Annotated in this window: 15 protein-coding genes; 8 read left to right on the top strand and 7 right to left on the bottom strand. The window is 57.0% G+C overall.

Annotated features, from left to right (window positions below):
* The first annotated feature begins 19 nt into the window (after positions 1–19).
* From Mag101_RS09795 to Mag101_RS09770, 6 genes are all read left to right on the top strand, one after another.
* Positions 20–853, top strand: coding sequence for an Asp/Glu racemase (locus Mag101_RS09795; RefSeq protein ID WP_077404141.1), 834 nt, complete (start codon positions 20–22; stop codon positions 851–853).
* A 68-nt stretch (positions 854–921) separates the two neighbouring features.
* Complete coding sequence (locus Mag101_RS09790; protein ID WP_077404138.1) at positions 922–2,133, top strand: MFS transporter; 1,212 nt, start codon at positions 922–924, stop codon at positions 2,131–2,133.
* Positions 2,134–2,197: 64 nt separating this feature from the next.
* Positions 2,198–2,974, top strand: a complete 777-nt coding sequence (locus tag Mag101_RS09785; protein ID WP_077404135.1) for an Asp/Glu racemase — start codon at positions 2,198–2,200, stop codon at positions 2,972–2,974.
* 65 nt (positions 2,975–3,039) lie between these two features.
* Positions 3,040–4,239 (top strand): CaiB/BaiF CoA transferase family protein, encoded by a 1,200-nt coding sequence (locus Mag101_RS09780; RefSeq protein WP_077404132.1) that lies wholly within the window; start codon positions 3,040–3,042, stop codon positions 4,237–4,239.
* Between the two features lie 23 nt (positions 4,240–4,262).
* A complete protein-coding gene (locus Mag101_RS09775) occupies positions 4,263–5,180 on the top strand; it encodes a hydroxymethylglutaryl-CoA lyase (RefSeq protein ID WP_077404129.1) in 918 nt (305 codons plus the stop codon).
* Between the two features lie 105 nt (positions 5,181–5,285).
* Positions 5,286–5,816 carry a DUF2141 domain-containing protein gene (locus Mag101_RS09770; RefSeq protein WP_077404126.1) on the top strand — a complete coding sequence of 177 codons (531 nt, stop codon included), beginning with the start codon at positions 5,286–5,288 and terminating at the stop codon, positions 5,814–5,816.
* A 14-nt stretch (positions 5,817–5,830) separates the two neighbouring features.
* Here the strand turns inward: Mag101_RS09770 and Mag101_RS09765 are convergent, their stop codons facing one another.
* The 4 genes from Mag101_RS09765 to Mag101_RS09750 are packed head-to-tail and all read right to left on the bottom strand — an operon-like array spanning position 5,831 to position 10,405.
* A complete protein-coding gene (locus Mag101_RS09765; RefSeq protein ID WP_077404123.1) occupies positions 5,831–7,303 on the bottom strand; it encodes an aldehyde dehydrogenase family protein in 1,473 nt (490 codons plus the stop codon).
* A 17-nt stretch (positions 7,304–7,320) separates the two neighbouring features.
* Positions 7,321–8,187 carry an isocitrate lyase/PEP mutase family protein gene (locus Mag101_RS09760; RefSeq protein ID WP_077404120.1) on the bottom strand — a complete coding sequence of 289 codons (867 nt, stop codon included), beginning with the start codon at positions 8,185–8,187 and terminating at the stop codon, positions 7,321–7,323.
* 28 nt (positions 8,188–8,215) lie between these two features.
* Positions 8,216–9,031: a hypothetical protein gene (locus Mag101_RS09755; protein ID WP_077404117.1), complete on the bottom strand. Its 816-nt coding sequence runs from the start codon at positions 9,029–9,031 to the stop codon at positions 8,216–8,218.
* Positions 9,032–9,043: 12 nt separating this feature from the next.
* Positions 9,044–10,405, bottom strand: a complete 1,362-nt coding sequence (locus Mag101_RS09750) for an MFS transporter (protein ID WP_077404114.1) — start codon at positions 10,403–10,405, stop codon at positions 9,044–9,046.
* A 222-nt stretch (positions 10,406–10,627) separates the two neighbouring features.
* Between Mag101_RS09750 and Mag101_RS09745 the strand changes: the two genes are divergently transcribed.
* Positions 10,628–12,343, top strand: coding sequence for a carbon-nitrogen hydrolase family protein (locus Mag101_RS09745; protein WP_077404111.1), 1,716 nt, complete (start codon positions 10,628–10,630; stop codon positions 12,341–12,343).
* Complete coding sequence (locus tag Mag101_RS09740) at positions 12,340–13,089, top strand: hypothetical protein (RefSeq protein WP_077404108.1); 750 nt, start codon at positions 12,340–12,342, stop codon at positions 13,087–13,089. The genes Mag101_RS09745 and Mag101_RS09740 overlap by 4 nt, the downstream gene beginning before the upstream one ends.
* Before the next feature lie 50 nt (positions 13,090–13,139).
* On the opposite strand, the gene Mag101_RS09735 is transcribed toward Mag101_RS09740, so the two are convergent.
* The 3 genes from Mag101_RS09735 to Mag101_RS09725 form a co-directional block, all read right to left on the bottom strand.
* Positions 13,140–13,922 (bottom strand): GntR family transcriptional regulator, encoded by a 783-nt coding sequence (locus Mag101_RS09735; protein WP_077404105.1) that lies wholly within the window; start codon positions 13,920–13,922, stop codon positions 13,140–13,142.
* A gap of 70 nt (positions 13,923–13,992) precedes the next feature.
* Positions 13,993–14,937 (bottom strand): polysaccharide deacetylase family protein, encoded by a 945-nt coding sequence (locus Mag101_RS09730; RefSeq protein ID WP_077408207.1) that lies wholly within the window; start codon positions 14,935–14,937, stop codon positions 13,993–13,995.
* A gap of 14 nt (positions 14,938–14,951) precedes the next feature.
* Positions 14,952–15,911, bottom strand: a complete 960-nt coding sequence (locus Mag101_RS09725; protein ID WP_077404102.1) for a polysaccharide deacetylase family protein — start codon at positions 15,909–15,911, stop codon at positions 14,952–14,954.
* Positions 15,912–15,917 lie beyond the last annotated feature (6 nt).

The raw sequence follows: 15,917 nt of genomic DNA, 5'->3' as shown, positions 1-15,917 counted from the left end.
GCATACGAGGCTTAGTCTGATGACATTCCCTGAGAAAATCGATCTGTCCAAAACTCGGGAGAGATCCCAGCTGAGCAATGGCCACCGCGATAGCTACATCGGCCATCGCGCGAAAATTGGCGTGGTGATTCCCTCGACCAATACCTCGGTGGAATACGACTGCCAGCGCCTGTTGCCGCGCGGTGTTACCTGGCATACCACACGCTTTATGATCGACCACCCGGATCTTAGTGATGATGCCAACTTCATGCGCTTCCTTGAGCGTTTGCGTGAAACCATTGGTGACTCCATTGAGAGCTTGATGACCTGCAAGCCTGATCACGTGATGATGGGTATGTCGGCGGAGACCTTCTGGGGTGGCATTAAGGGTAATGACGGCTTTGTTGATCGTATTCAGGAGCTGGTGGGTGAAGACACGGGTCTCACTACCGGAGCGAACGCGGTTATCTCGGCGCTGGAGGCGCTGGGCTTGCCGGAAGGCAAGGGCAAGACCTTGTCGATCATCACTCCGTATCAACCGGTGGGCGACAAGAACGTTCGCCTGTTCTTTGAAGACGCGGGTTATCGAATTAAACACCTCGTGGGCCTGCGCTGTGCCAATGCCCACGATGCCATTGCACTGGTACCGGAACCGCACGTATTGGACATCGTGCGCGAAATTGATGGCGACGATGTGGATGCCATCGTGCAGGTGGGGACCAATCTGTCGACCGTAGGTGTGTTCCCGGCCATGGAGAAAATGCTGCAAAAGCCGATACTCCCGATCAACGTGGCCACCTGCTGGCATGCGCTGCGCAGCTGCGGTATTCACGATAAGTTCGACAATATGGGCTGGCTGCTCGAAGAACACTGATCGCAACACAAGTAGCGACACAAGAAACGACACAAGTAGTAACAAGGGTTTCGGGGAGACAAAGCGGCATGTATATCGCGGTAGCTATTGTGTTATTAGACATGATTGGCTTTGCCATCATGTTGCCCATCCTCGCGTACTATGCGCTACAGCTCGGCGCCACACCCGGTATTGCCACACTGTGCATGGCGTTATACGTAGTGGGTATGTTTTTCTCCACTCCCATATGGGGGCGCTTGAGCGATCGCTTTGGACGCAAGCCCATTCTGGTGGTCAGCCTTGCCGGTGCGGTTCTGGGTTACGTGCTGCTGGGCTTTGCCACAACTGTCTGGATGGTTGCCATATCGCGACTGTTTAGCGGGCTGATGGCAGGTAACCTGTCTGTGGCCCAGGCCTACGTTGCGGATGTCACCACCGATCAGGATCGCGCGAAAGCCATGGGTATGCTCGGGGCAGCGTTTGGTATCAGCTTTATTGTGGGCCCAGCCTTGGGCGGCTTTTTAGCCGGCGATAGCTTTGAAGATGCCAACTTGCAGCTTCCGGCCATGGTGTCTGCGGGTTTGTCGCTGTCCGCGTTACTGGTGGTGATATTTTTCCTCAAGGAAAGCCTGTCTGGCACTGCAAAATCAAATACGCAGTCACAGTCCTTTTCCCAGCTACTGGGCTGGGTGGCCGAGCGGCGCGGCCTGTGTCTGTTGCTGGGTGCAGTGACCGTGTACAACCTGGCGGCGGGGTTCGTCGAGTCGATCTTTCCGATTTGGGCGGACGCCACGGATATTGCCCATGGCCCCAAAGATCTGGTGCCGGTATTGATCGCAGCGGGCATTGCCATGGTGATTGTGCAGGGCGGGCTTATCGGGCCTCTGTCCCGGCGTTTTGGTGAGCGCCGCCTGATGCGTGCCGGAGCTATTCTGTTCGGTGTCTCTGCCATTCTGGTTACCGTGGCTGGCGGCTACGCCAGCGTCCCTGGAGTCGCCGCTGCGCTGGTGGGGCAGGGCATTGGTGCGGCGTTTGTGCTGACCTCAATGCAGTCACTCACCTCAAAAGAGGCGCAGGCGGATAACCGGGGCGCCGTCATGGGGCTATACAACGCCCTGGGTACACTTGGCCGCGGTATGGGTACCGCGATTACCGGCACTGCCTTCGCGGGTATCGGTATTCACGCCCCTTACTACATTGGCACTGCGTTGATGGGGCTGTTGCTCCTGCTCGCCATAGCGCAGCGCGCACCACGAGCCAAAGAACCTGTGCCGCTAGCGGCAGTCGCAGAAGGTTCTTGATAATTATCATGCCGGTCAGCACGGGCGGCCGGTATAACTCCGTTAAGTATTTTCCGGAGTCGTTATGGATAATTATCAGATCGCCCGCCGCGCCCAAATCGGCGTCATCATTCCTTCCACCAATACCGGCGTCGAATACGACCTGCAGCAGCTCAGGCTGGATGGCGTAACCTGGCATCCATCGCGGTTCTGGATCGAGTTGCGTAACTGGTCTGATGAAATGAGCCGCAGTGGTGATGATGAGAATACGGTGTTTGAGCGTTTTCTCGACATTATGCGCGGCGAAATTCCGGTCTCTATTCGCAATGTGCTGTCTGCGAAGGTCTCCCACATCATGTTGGGCATGTCTGCGGAAACCTTCTGGGGTGGCCTTGAGGGGAATATCGCGTTTGAGCGTGAGATCCGCGATCAGATCGGCGATCTCGGCCTGACCACCGGTGCAGGTGCCACCAAAGACGCGCTCAATTGCTTTGGTGCCAAACGCATTTCTGTGATTACGCCGTACCCGCAGGTGGGTGATGACAACGTACGCCGCTTTTTCTCCGATATCGGCTTTGAAGTGGTGAACGTCAAGGGGATGAATCGCCCCTCGGCGACTGCGATCGCCGAAACGCCTATCCAGCAGGTGCTTGACGCTGTGCGCGAAGTGGATGGTGATGATGTCGACGCAATCATCCAGTGTGGTACCAATCTCTCAACGCTGGATCTTTTCCCCACCCTCGAGCATGTGCTGCAGAAACCCCTGATCCCGATCAACATTGCGACGGTCTGGCACGCGCTGCGCGCCTGCGGCATTGAAGATCGAATTATCGGGAAAGGGCGCTTGCTCGAAGAGTTCTGAGCAATGCCCGCACTGAGTAATAAGTTACAACGATTGATGATGGATATTTTCGGGAGGTTTCACCAATGAATAAAGCACTAAACGGGATACGCATACTGGACCTGACACACATGCTGTCTGGTCCCTATGGCGCGATGCTTCTTGCCGATTTGGGTGCGGACATGATCAAGGTGGAGCCGCTGGCTGGTGAGGGTACCCGCAAATTGCTGGCGAAAGACCCGGAAAACTCAATTGACGGGTTTGGCGCTTACTATCTGACCCTGAATCGCAACAAGCGCAGTGTGGCGCTGAACCTTAAGAGCGAGCGCGGTCGTCAGGTTTTTTATGATTTGGTGAAGCAGGCGGATGTGGTCATCAGCAATTTTGGCCCCGGTGTTCCGGAGCGTCTCGGGATCGATTACGCCTCACTCAATGCAATTAATCCTCGCATCATCACCTGTTGTGTGTCGGGCTTTGGCTCTGACGGCCCCGGGGCCAAGCGTCCGGCGTTTGATCAGGTGGCGCAGGCGTACGGTGGCGGTATGTCGATTACCGGCGAAGACCCGGCCAACCCGGTGCGCGCTGGTATCCCCATTGGCGACCTGGGTGGTGGCATGTTTGCGGTGATGGGTATTCTGGCGGCGATTACCGAGCGGGCTACGAGCGGCAAGGGTCAGCACGTGGATATTTCCATGGTGGATTGTCAGATATCCATGCTGAACTATATGGCCACCATGCATTTCCTGAGCGGAAAAAATCCGTATCCGATCGGCAATGCACATTTTGTGCATGTGCCATATAACAGCTACGCGACGTCGGATGGCTTCGTGATTATCGCAGTGATTACCGACAATTTCTGGCAGAACCTCAAGCCGGTGGTACAGGTTCCTGAGTTTGACGATCCAAAATACGATGGGCAGCCGGGACGCTTTGCCGACAAGACGTTTATTGATGAAAAGCTCGCGGAAATTTTTGCCACTGACACTACGGAAGCATGGCTGGAAAAGCTGGAAGCGCAGCGCATACCGTGTGCACCGATTAATAATCTGGAGCGAGCACTGAACGACCCGCAGGTATTGCATCGCAATATGGTGGTGGATATCGCGCACCCCAATGGCAAGAAAACCAAGGCGCCAGGTAACCCGATCAAACTGTCCCGAACCCATGAGGACACCTTCTCGCCGGCACCACATATTGGTGAGCACACGGATCAGATCCTGAGTGAACTGTGTGGCTATACGCAGGCCGATATCGATGCACTGAAAGATGACGGCGATGCGGCTTGAGTCGGATACAACGGAGCTGACCGATGCGTGAAAAGGTACTGATCAACGACGTGGGTCCGCGGGACGGGTTGCAGAATCAGCAGCGGGTTCTGCGGGTTGAACAACGGGTGCAAATAATCCGAGGCTTGCTAAAAGCCGGCGTCCGCTCGGTGGAAGCCGGAGCATTTGTGTCACCAAAGGCGGTACCGGCGATGGCCCATACCGATCAGGTGCTCGCCGGAATTGCCGGCGACTCCGGTGTCGATCGCCAGGTGCTGATTCCCAATGCCAAGGGTTATGAGTTAGCCCGCGATGCCGGTGCAAACACGGTGGTGCTGGTGATCTGCGCCACTGAGACCATGAATCAGCGCAATGTGCGCATGTCCGTTGAGGATTCACTGGCGCAAGCACAGGGGATTTTCCAGGCAGCACAGGCGGACGGTATTCGCGCAGTGGGATGTATTGCTGTGGCTTGGCAGTGTCCGTTCGAGGGCGCTACGGATCCGGGTAAGGTAATGGATCTTGCCGGGCGGCTATTCGAGTTTGGTGCGGATGATGTGAACATCGCAGACACCATTGGTGCGGCCAACCCGATGGCTGTGCGCAGCTTGATGGGCGCGCTGGCACGTGAATATGGAGCACAGCGTCTGGCCTGTCATTTCCACGATACCCGGGCGTTGGCACTTGGAAACATTTACGCTGCACTGGATGCGGATGTGCGCAAGTTTGACAGCGCCATCGGCGGAATCGGCGGTTGTCCTTTCGCCCCGGGCGCCACCGGTAATGCCGCCAGCGAAGATGTGGTTATGCTGCTTGAGCAGATGGGGTTCGATACGGGAATCGACCTGATTGCGTTGATGGAAGTTGGCAGCATGGTAGGATCAATGCTTGATGTGCCCACCGGGGGCAGGGCGGATACCTGGCGCCGGTTGCAAGTCGAAAAAGACGCGCCACTGACCTGAGGTTGGTTGATGTGTGTTGGTTTTATCGGCGTGTGAATGACAAACTGTGTGTGGCTGATGTAACCCCTGAATCGATATTCCTTTTACACCAAGGAGAGCTCTGTAATGATCAATCGAATCCTATGTGGTTGTTTTGCCGGGCTTGTCGCCCTCTACGGCGGCGCGGTTGTTGCTGAAACGACAGAAGCCGCTGAAGACGTTTCTGTTGAAGTATCTGGTGGTGAAGAATCTGGTGCTGAAGTTTCTGGTGAGTCTATTGATGAGAACACCGCCGCCGTAAAGCTCACCATCGCCAATATCCAGTCCCAAGTCGGGAAGCTGTATATCTCCGTATACGATTCCAAAGATACGTTTCTTGGCGATACCAAGGTTTATGCCCTAGAAACCGGCCTGGAAAACCTGCAAGACGGTCAGCTTGAAGTGTTACTGACACTGCCGTATGGCGCCTTCGCAATTAGTGTCCACCATGACGACAATGCAAACGGTGAAATGGACCGGAATTTTATCGGTATTCCGAAAGAGCCGGTGGGCTTGTCTAATGGACATGTGCCAAAGTTTGGCCCGCCCAAATTCTCCAAGGCAGTGATCGAAATTTCACAGCCCGAGCAGCAGACATTTATTGCGCTGGTCGATTAATGCTGTTGGGCGCATTAGCGCCCACCCAGTGGATCCTGCGGAGAAAGGCCAACCACCCGGGCTCCAGTAAAGAACTCGATGGATTGCCCATGCCCCTCTTCACCAAGTCCTGACAGCCCCCAGGCGCCGCGCGGTGTGCCTTCACCGATACTCAGCAGGCTGTAGCCGTTAATCTTGACCCCACCGGTACGCATCTTGCGCGCAAACGCAAAGGCCTTTTCTTCATTCTCGCTATAGACATAGCCGGCAAGACCAAGGTCGGTGCCGTTGGCCAGGGCGAGTGCCTCGCTGTCATCACGGAATGTGTGGATCGTGGCAACGGGACCAAAAATCTCCTCGCGGGTATCCTCGGGGCGACAACCATCGATCAGGGTTGGGGCAATAAAGTTACCTTCCAGCTGTGGTAGTGGAGTCGCCGTCAGCATCTCCCCACCGCAACTCCGCAAACGTTCGATGTCCGATTGCACCTGCTCAAAGTGACCGCGGTGTACCAGCGGCCCCATATCACTTTCCTCATCGAGGGAGTGGCCGATATGAATATTCGCCAGCTGGCTCATAACCTTATCCAGCAGGCGATCTTTCACTGACTCGTGTACCAGAAGGCGTCCAAGCGCGCGGCACCACTGTCCATTGAGATTTGTCATCCCGTAAACGATGCCGGTAGCGGCGAGATCCAGGTCGGCATCGGCAAATACAACCAGCTGGTTGTTGCCGCCGAGCTCCAGTTGCGTTGGTACGAAGTCGTCTGCACATGCACGGGCGATGGCGCGCCCACCGGCAAGTCCACCGGTAAACGACACGGCCTTGATGCGCGGGTCTTCCACCAGCTGAGCGCCGACGGATCGATCTCCCAGTGTCAGCTGAAATACACCTTTGGGCAGTCCTGCCCGATCTGCAGCGCGTGCCATCATAATGGCCGAGTGCGGAGTAAATTCAGAAGGTTTGAGAATACATGGCGCACCCGCTGCGAGTGCGCTGGCTACTTTGTGAGAGCCGATCGCGGTCGGGCCATTCCATGGGGCAATCAGCAGTGCGGGGCCCCAAGGGCGGCGCAGGTAGTCTACCGAGCCGCGCGGGCCGGGGACTTGTTTGTCCAGATGTCCTTCGCGCAGATAAGCAGCCGCGCCGCGGAATACGAACGGCAGCATCTGCGCCATTTTTCGGGTGGTGCGTACTATCGCGCCCGAGGTGAGGCTGTCGGCGATACTGATGGTTTCTGCGTATTCCGCACTGCTTAGTTCTACTGCCATCGCTTCCAGGTGCTCTGCGCGCTCCTCAGCAGGCGTATCTTCCCAGGTACCTGCCTGGTAAATGCGGTCGGTGGTGGTAAGTGCGGCCTGAATCTGCTCCCGGTTGGAGTTGCGGCGTCCCTGAATGGGTTTGTCCGTATTGGCGTCGTGCAAGCTGCGCTCGCGGTCGATAGCCGGTGTGGAAAATGCACCGTCGATGTAGTTTGCAAGTTCCGGAAGCGAGTGGTCACGGCTCATAATTGCGTACCGTCTTTTTATTCGTATTGATATTTTTTGCCCGCCGCCAGCAGCTCGTCGGCGCCGAGCAGGTCATTTACTGTGGCCAGGTCAATCATCTGATTGCGCAGTTCGTTCAGGTGGCCGCTATGAGCTAATTGCGCGAGTAATTTCTGTGCGGCAGGAATGAACAGGTGGAGCAGTGACGCTGGGAACAGTGCGATGCGGTAGTTCAGCGCTTGCAGTTCATCGGCGGACTGGACAGGGGATTGGCCACCTTCAACCAGATTATGGATAAGGGGCGTTCGGCTGCCCAGGCGCTCGCCAATAATCTGCATTTGTTCGAGGTTTGCCGGTGCCTCAACAAAGATTGCATCGGCACCAGCCTCCAGATAGTGCTCGGCGCGCTCCAGCGCATCGTCAAACCCATTGACCCCAAGGGCATCGGTGCGGGCAAAGATCAGCGTCTCGTCGCTGTGTCGCGCGTCCAGTGCCGCGTGAATCTTACCCACCATTTCCTGTCGGCTGATAACCTGCTTGCCACGCATATGGCCGCAGCGCTTGGGCATCAGCTGGTCTTCCATTTGCAATGCAGAGGCGCCGGCGCGCTCAAAGGTCGTCACGGTACGCTGTACATTCAACGCATTGCCAAAACCGGTATCGATATCCACGATCAGCGGCATAGGCGTGCGTTCGCGAATCACCGCTACCGTTTCTGCCACTTCGGCGGCGCTGACAATGCCCATATCCGGACGACCGAAACGGGCGAAAGACAAGCATGCCCCGGACAGGAAGGCCGCCTTGAATCCGGCTTGTTCCACCAGTCGGGCGCTCAGGCCATCGTAGATACCGGGTACGGAAAGTACCTGATCTCCGGCCAGTAACTGCCTCAATGACTCCGACATGCTTACCTCCCGTTCTTGGCCAAGAAAGTTATTCGCTGCGCTCTTCGGCACACAGAATGCGCACCAGGCGATCTGCCAGTGGCTTGCCGACCAGGCGCTCGGCGATCGGGTTGGCCGGGTCAAGGTGCACGATATTGCGGCGGATCAGTTCGTCGCGCTGTTTCAGTTGCGCGCGTGTTTCCGCATCCTGCACCGCCTTAGCTTCGTGAACCAGCTTCAGCCAATGATCTACGTAAGCGAAAACTTTCGGCTCCACTTTTTCGCGGTAGAAATCCAGTGGAGCGATACCGGCCAGTGCCACAGGCGACAGGGAACCGCGGATAAATGGCATTGCGGCGTTAAATGGTTTTACTCCGGCCTCGAAAAGTTCTGCCTGCAGGCTCATGTAAATGTCATTCAGGGGTGACAGGTATTCCTGCAAATGCTCGGGGTAGCTCAGCGGCTCGTAGCGCGGCATTGGATCAATGTAGAAAAACGCATCGGGCAGGGTGCCAAACGCCATACCCAGATGGGGTACATCCACCGAGTCATCCAGATAGATGGTCAGGTGAATATTGGTAAACGTATTTTGCGGTGTACCGATATTGGAGTGAATGATCCAGTCCACCGGGGATTGGTCGCCGGTGAACGTACGCATGCGGCCAATGTGTTCGCCATTCAAATTGTCGAAGTTGTGCAGGTCCGCGCACCGCAGGTCTTCTTTTAGCGACAGGCTATTCTGAATCTTTTCCCAAATCCGATCGCGGGTCGTCATTACCGCGTCAAAGGTTTCACTGGTGTCGATCTTTACGTCGCCGGCGAGATGGGCGACAAATTCTTCTGTCAAATTTTCAGTGTTTTCCATATCAATAGCTCTCTATTGGCTGGTTGCAACGGCAGAGACGGTCGACGACTCAGGTGTTGTGGTTTGACGAGTTAGCCGCTTGCTGAGCCAAATACTCCAGACGCAAACGGCAAAATTGAGAAATCCGAACAGCACGAAGGGCGCACTGGGTGAAACTTTCGCGAACAGAACGCCGCCGCCAGAGGTGCCGAGTAAAATACCAAATGCACCGGCAACGCCGAAGAAGCCGATGGTCGCACCGCGGTAGGCTTCCGGTGCTTGTTGGCCCACCAGTGCCTGACTGCTGACGAATGCACTGATCTCAGCAATACCCATCACAAACAGCAGGCCGATCACCCAGTTGGCGGTCGGATCCTGGATCAGGAATACCGCGCTGTACACAATCGCGGCGAGCCCGGATGCCAAGGCGACAGCATTTACGCGCGAGGTGCGGTCCGCAATGCGCCCCATAATCACCGAGCCGAGCAGGGCACCGGCGACGGTTGCCAGTACCCGCGGCACTGCCAGCTGAAACATCGCTTCACTGGCGGTCATGCCGAGTTCGCGCGTGCCGTATTGCACCAGCCAAAGGGAGATAAAGGCTCCGGTTACCGCAAGGTCGCCACGGGAAATAAAAGCCGCACCGTAGGAAAGGGCGGTCTGCGGATCGCGCGCCGCCTTGAGGCCGCCGAGCAGTGTTTGCACCAGCGACTCCCTGGCCGCAGAGGCGGTCTGAATAACTCTGGGTGCCAGCCCGAACAGCGCCACAACCGCAGCGACGATTCCGAGGGCGCCGCCTACGGCAAATGTCAGTTGTTGCGCTGCCAGTTCATCCATGCCGCGCCCACTGAAGACTTGCGGAAGGCTGGCGAGAATAGGGGGGATAAAGGCACCTAGTGTCGCGGCCAGGGCTTGCAGGCCATTGGCGCGGCCGCGGGAGGATTCGCTCGAGTAGTCGGCAACCACCGTCACCATCATTCCGATCATCGCGGCACTGCCAACAGCGACCAGCAGACGGTAGGCGAACAGCTGCGTAATTGAATCGGCGTGAGGGTAGAGGACAAAGCCAATTCCGGTGAGGGCGAGACCGAACACGTAGACCGGCCGGCGGCCGATGCGGTCAGACAGTGCTCCTGCAGAGCCAAGCAGCAGAATGAACACAAGCTCCTGCATGGCACTGAGGTAACCGGTCACCATGGCCTGGGTGTCCTGGGCAAAGCCCATTACGTGTAGTAGCCCGGGCTGTAACACCGCCAGGGCTCCCGCATACCCGGAGGAAATAAATACGGCGAACAGGTAGGTGGCAAAGTTGCCGCGGGAAATGCCCGCTGCCAATTGGGCACCAAGCCAGGTACGGGAAGCTTGGTGGTTTGGGGTCAGGTTTGTTGTATCCATTGTGCAGCGCCTCGCTGTTGACGGATTTTCCCAGCTGTTTTCTTTTTATTACGAGACCGCCCATGAGTGTACATGGCTACTGCAAAGCCGGTCTAAAGTAGTCGGTCTAGATGGGGTAGTGTAATAAAGTTATATCAATAGTACAATTGGCTCGAAAGAGGAATTTATCCAGTGTCCCGGCGGAGAATAACTTTGCCGGGAAATAGCCATGCCGGGGGAACTATGCCTAAGGTCGCCGCACTGCAATTTGCTACCGGAACGGATGTTGATGAAAACCTAGCCACCTGTATCCGCATGATTGATCGCGCGGCTGCGGACGGGGCAAAGCTGATGGTGTTGCCGGAGTTCTGTAACCGGATCTCTTGGTATCAGGATCTGGATCAGGCCTGGGAGTATGCGTTGGACCTGGATGGCCCGTTCCTGCGGACGATCGCGGCGCGCGCACGAATGCACAAGAGCTATGTGCTGATCAACGTATCTTTGCGGCGCCAGTACAGGAAAGGAGAGAAACCGGTAATCACCGTGACCTCACTGTTCTATGGGCCAGGTGGTGATCTGCTGGGTGAGGCGGACAAGCAGAGTTTGATGGGGCATGAAAATGACTTCTTTACCCCCGCGACCCGGGCGGCGGGACTCGTGGATACGGAGCTCGGAAGAATTGGGTTTATCGCCTGTCGCGACGGCATCAGCTTTGAGCCTGCGCGACGCCTGGCATTGGCCGGCGCCGATTTGCTGTGCAACTCCCTGAATTCGTTTGCGTTTGATGAGGCGAGCCTGCATGTGCGCGCGCGCGCGGCGGAGAACCGGTTGTTTATGGTGGCGGCGAACAAGGTTGGGCCGTTGGTGCCGGAACAGGAGCTGGCGCAGGTCAGTGCAATGACATCGATCCCCGAGTCCTTGCTCTACGGCGCGGGAGAAAGCCAGGTCGTCGGTTTGGATGGGCGCCCAGTGGTTGAGGGTAAGCGGGGCGTTGAGCAAGTGGTGATGGCCGAACTGCCCGATCGAGATGCCCGGCTGCGGTTGAGCATGGGCACGCTTGCCCGCCGTCAGTCTTCGCTGTACGAGGGGCTCAAGCAGAGCGCGTTGACGCCCTCGAGTGACGCAGAGGAAGAAGTAAAAGTGGCCTTGATTAGCCCGCAGGGTACTGGTATCGAGGCGATAGAGCGTGCCGAAGAACTGATTGTGGATCTGCCGGAAAATGTCGCGCTTGCGGTATTGCCGGCGTGTTTCCCGGTTGCGGACCCCGCACAAGATTGGGCGCGCACCATGCAGTTGTGCAGCTTGGCAGAAGAGCGCCTGGCAGAGGTAAGCCGTAAAAACGGCGTTGCCATCTGTACCAGTGTGATCGAAGAAGGTGTGCACGGCTGGCACCACGTCGGCATTCTGCTCGATGAAAGCGGGCGCAGGCTGGTGCAGCCGCAGTTGCATCGCTGTGCCATGGGGCTGGCGCCGGCGGGCAGTGTGTTACAGGTGTTTGACTTGCCCTGGGGGCGGGTTGCACTGTTGGTCGGGGAAGATTGCTTTTACCCAGAGCTATCCCGTATGGCGGCGCTCAAGGGCGCGCACTGTGTGTTGGCGGTACCCTCGCAGCGAGCGAGCCGCGGCAGCAGAAAAGACGAAAACGTACCGTTACTGATGGCCGCGCGGGCTGCGGAAAACCGCATCTGCCTGGTTGCGGCAATGCCCGGTACCGATGGTGGGCTTGTGGCCAGTCTGGAGCGGGAGTTTACCCTGTTGGAGCCGTGGCGAGAGCGTCACTTCGACGGCAACATCAACAAGCCGATTATGACGCGCCAGCAGGGGGCGCTGACGGTGGCGGCGCTGCACCCGCGTGCTGCGGTCAACAAAATGCTTTCCTCCAATACGCATCTGTTGCGTGATCGCGCGCATCAGTCCACGGATCACTTGCTGCAAGTGGCTGCGGACACGGTGGAATGATACCGAACGACGTTTCTTCTCCTCTGGCAGCTGGGCGCTATGAATATCAATGCGACGGCAAGCCGGTACCACTCGCGGAGACATGGCAGCTGCGACAGTTTGGTAGCGGCTATGAAATCTCCAGTGTGCGCGAGGTGCCATCCCTGTCTCTGCGCATAAGCGCCCGCGTAAGGATCGATGAATCCGGCGGTATGCGGGGGCTGCTGAAATGGTGTGAGGGTGGCGACGTACCACTCGCATTGGCGACCTATCGCTGCGAGCCAGATAATCAAGGTAGGTCCAGTAACGCGCGCTATCGTTATCGCCGCCCCGGCTCACCAGCGCAAAGCTTTCCTGCGGCTGAAATGCACTTCTTCCCACTTATGCGGATTTTCGCGGGCCAGCTCCTTACCGGACTTGCTACCGCTGGCGGGCGCGGAGAAATTCTAGTGCCGTGGATTCAGGACCCGGGGCAGCGAGACAAGCTGTTTATGCCGGATGTCTCCAGTCGCAGGTTGGAGTACTTGGGGCAGGAATCGGTAGGGCAATCAATAAGGGGATTAGTAGGGGAGTCGGAAGAGGTTAGCAGCGAGCAGGTTGAGCGCTATCGCTATTCCGGCGGTCAGTATGAAAATGGTTCCGAATACTTGCTGTGCGATGGCTTGCTGCGGGAATACTGCTGGGTGCAGGGTGAAAAAGAGTGGCAGGTACAGTTGCAAGACTTCAGCGGGCAGTGGCCGGGTGCGGTAATTTGGGGCTATGCCTGATAAAACCTATCTATAAAAGCATAGCCCGCTAAACAAATTTCTTGTCGGGATTAGAACTCGTCCGCTTTGAGGTCCATCTGGTATTGGAAGCGGTCGGGGTGGTAAAGCACGTGCATCAGGTCCACCAGCTGTTCCTGGCCATTCACTTTTGCGTAGGAGCGTCGCGTCAGGCTAAGCAGTGGGGCGCCGACGGTGGTTGCCAGTTCGCGCGCGCTTTCCTGAGTGGCGGCTTCGGCACTCAGGGTCTGGGTTACGTGAGAAATTTCCAAACCCTGCTTGCGGAACACTTCGAGTCGCGGGGTTTTCTCAAACTGCTTGGCCGTCACTTTCTGTCCCAGTCCTGCGGTCCAACTGACGTAGTAACCAAAGGGCGCTCCGTCACGAGAGCGGGTACGCTCGAGTAGCAGGGCGGTGTCACCGGTTTCGATGCCCAGTTCCTCACGAATTTCGGCGGAGGGCTGCAGGAATTCGCAGCTGCGCACTTCAACTTCGGAGTGCCGCGCCATGCTTTCGATTTCTTGCAGCATACCTACCAGCGGCGCTTTTACCGGCTGTTGCTGATATTCATAAATGACGTGGGTGCCTTTACCGCGCCGGCGTTCTACCAAGCTCTCTGCGGCCAGCTCATCCATGGCGCGCTTGGCGGTAATACGGGATACGCTGAAGGATTCCGCCAGCTGCAGTTCCGTAGGCATTTGGTCACCGTGCTCAAGGGTTCCATTTAAAATGGCATTCTTCAGCAGCGTGTAAAGCTGGAAATACAGGGGGGAGTGCGACTCTTCCGACAGCGATTCTAATTGCTGCTTGCTGAAAAGCGTATTGATGGCATCCATAACATCGAGACCTTCTGCCCGGCGAAAAGCGCTAATGATATATCATTTGATATCAAATGGCAGCCAGCGCTTAGGCTGGCTGCGCAATTGCCTGTTCACGTTGCTGCAGAAGGGAGTGTGCCGGAGCGCTAAATACGCCCGGTTGTGCGGTAATAAATTCGAGTGCGCGCTCAAGATACGCAATTCGATGAGGTTGCCCCAACATCCACGGGTGGATGTTGAGAGCCAGAATGCGGCCACCCTGGGTTTGCGCTTCAGAAAGTAGAAAACGGCACGCATCTTCCATCTGTTCTGCGTAGGAGGTTTCGGAGTGCAGGTTGTTGCGCAATATGAACTGGTCTTCCAGTTCTGTCGAAAGAGGCATCGCCCATAGCGCACCGCTGTTGGTGTTGAAGCGGTAGGGCATGTCGTCGTTTACCCAGTCACAAAAATACTCAAAGCCCTGTTCTGCTAGCAGGGTGGGGGTGTTTTCGCTGTGCACTTTGCCGGGGCTCAGCCAGCCGCGGACCTCCTGACCAGTGGCTTTGCGCAAGGAGCCCAGGGTGCGGGAGATCAATTCTTTTTCCACGCCTTTTGATTGCCCGCCGTAGTGGGGGCTGTCCATATTCCAGCCGTGGGCGATCACTTCGTCACCGCGTTCGCGCAGCAGGTGAAGCAGGTACGGCGCGCGTTGAACCAGTTCGCCGTTCACGGCAAACGTTGGCTTGATATTGTATTTGTCCAGTGCGCGCAGAATGCGGTAGATACCGACTCGGTTGCCATAGTCTCGCAGGGAAAAATGGCGCAGGTCGGGGTAGGGCATGGTCATGCCGCCGGCCGGTGGAAATGGCAGGCCGCGTTGATTAAGCGGAAAAAACTGCAGGCTGACGTTGACCCACAGCGCCAGTTTTCCTTGCTGCCAGTGTACCGGTTTGCGATTAGTCAGCATTTCCCAGGAGTAGAGATCGTGGTCCATGCCGTAGTGACGCTCGGGGTATTGGAGGTGCTCTGGGGGCAGGGCTTTCGTATCACTCATGGCCTTTTCTCCGCTCATGGCTGTACCTCTCGAGCCGCAGACGCATTTTTTGCTTGGATGTCTGCCCGCGCGGTGTCGTAATAATTCTGCAGGTAGTATTCGGCAATTTCGCGACCAGTGGTCACCCAAACGTCGGAGTGGCCGGTGATGTATTCGAGCGCTTCTTCAAAGGCGCGCAGGCGGTGGGGGCAGCTTACCTGGTAATTGTGCGTGGGGATGCACATCACGGTGCCACTCTCCGCACCTTCTTGGTAAAGGCGATCAAAATTATCTCGCAGCATCTGCCCGTAGCGGCGGGGTTCCACTTTGTTGACCACGTAGGCAATGGTGTCGTTCATTTCCAGCGAATAGGGTACCGACACGAAGCGCTTACCGCTGCGCAAGTTGATTGGCGTGGGCTGGTCATCGTGGAACAGGTCGCAGGTGTAAAAGCCACCTTCATCGCCAAACAGCTCTGTACCGGTTTCCGCGAACAGGTCGAGAGTCTCTTCCGAATGCGAAAGCGCTGGGGCCAGGTATCCGGCGCACTTCTGGCCGGTGTGCCGATGAATCGTTTCCATGGAATCGCGAATCATGTCCCGTTCCTGTTCGCTGGACATGCCGTAGGTGTAGCGGGTGTTGTAAATCCCGTGGCTGAAGAACTCCCAGTTGCGCTCCCGGCAGAGCTCGATGATTTCCGGGTGGTGATCGCACAGCGCGGTAGACAGTGAGATGGAGCCGCGAATGCCATATTTGTCGAGCAGGGCCATCTGCCGCATATGCCCGACCCGGTTGCCGTAATCGCGAATGCTGTATCCCGGCACCGCAGGGCTGGGTTGTGGCCATGCTTTGCGGTGTGGGTTTGCCGGCGGGTTCAGCTCATAAAACTCAATGTTTGGTGCTACCCAGAACGCTACGCGCGCTCCGTTCGGCCAGCGCAGCTTGGGTCTTTCGTGATAGGGCCAGTAGTCGTAGAAGCCGGGGTCGGATCGCATGGTCAG

The organism is Microbulbifer agarilyticus, assembly GCF_001999945.1.
Taxonomy (GTDB): Bacteria; Pseudomonadota; Gammaproteobacteria; order Pseudomonadales; family Cellvibrionaceae; genus Microbulbifer; species Microbulbifer agarilyticus_A.
The sequence above is the reverse complement of the archived record's forward strand: the minus strand, read 5'-3'. Positions and strand labels throughout refer to the sequence as shown.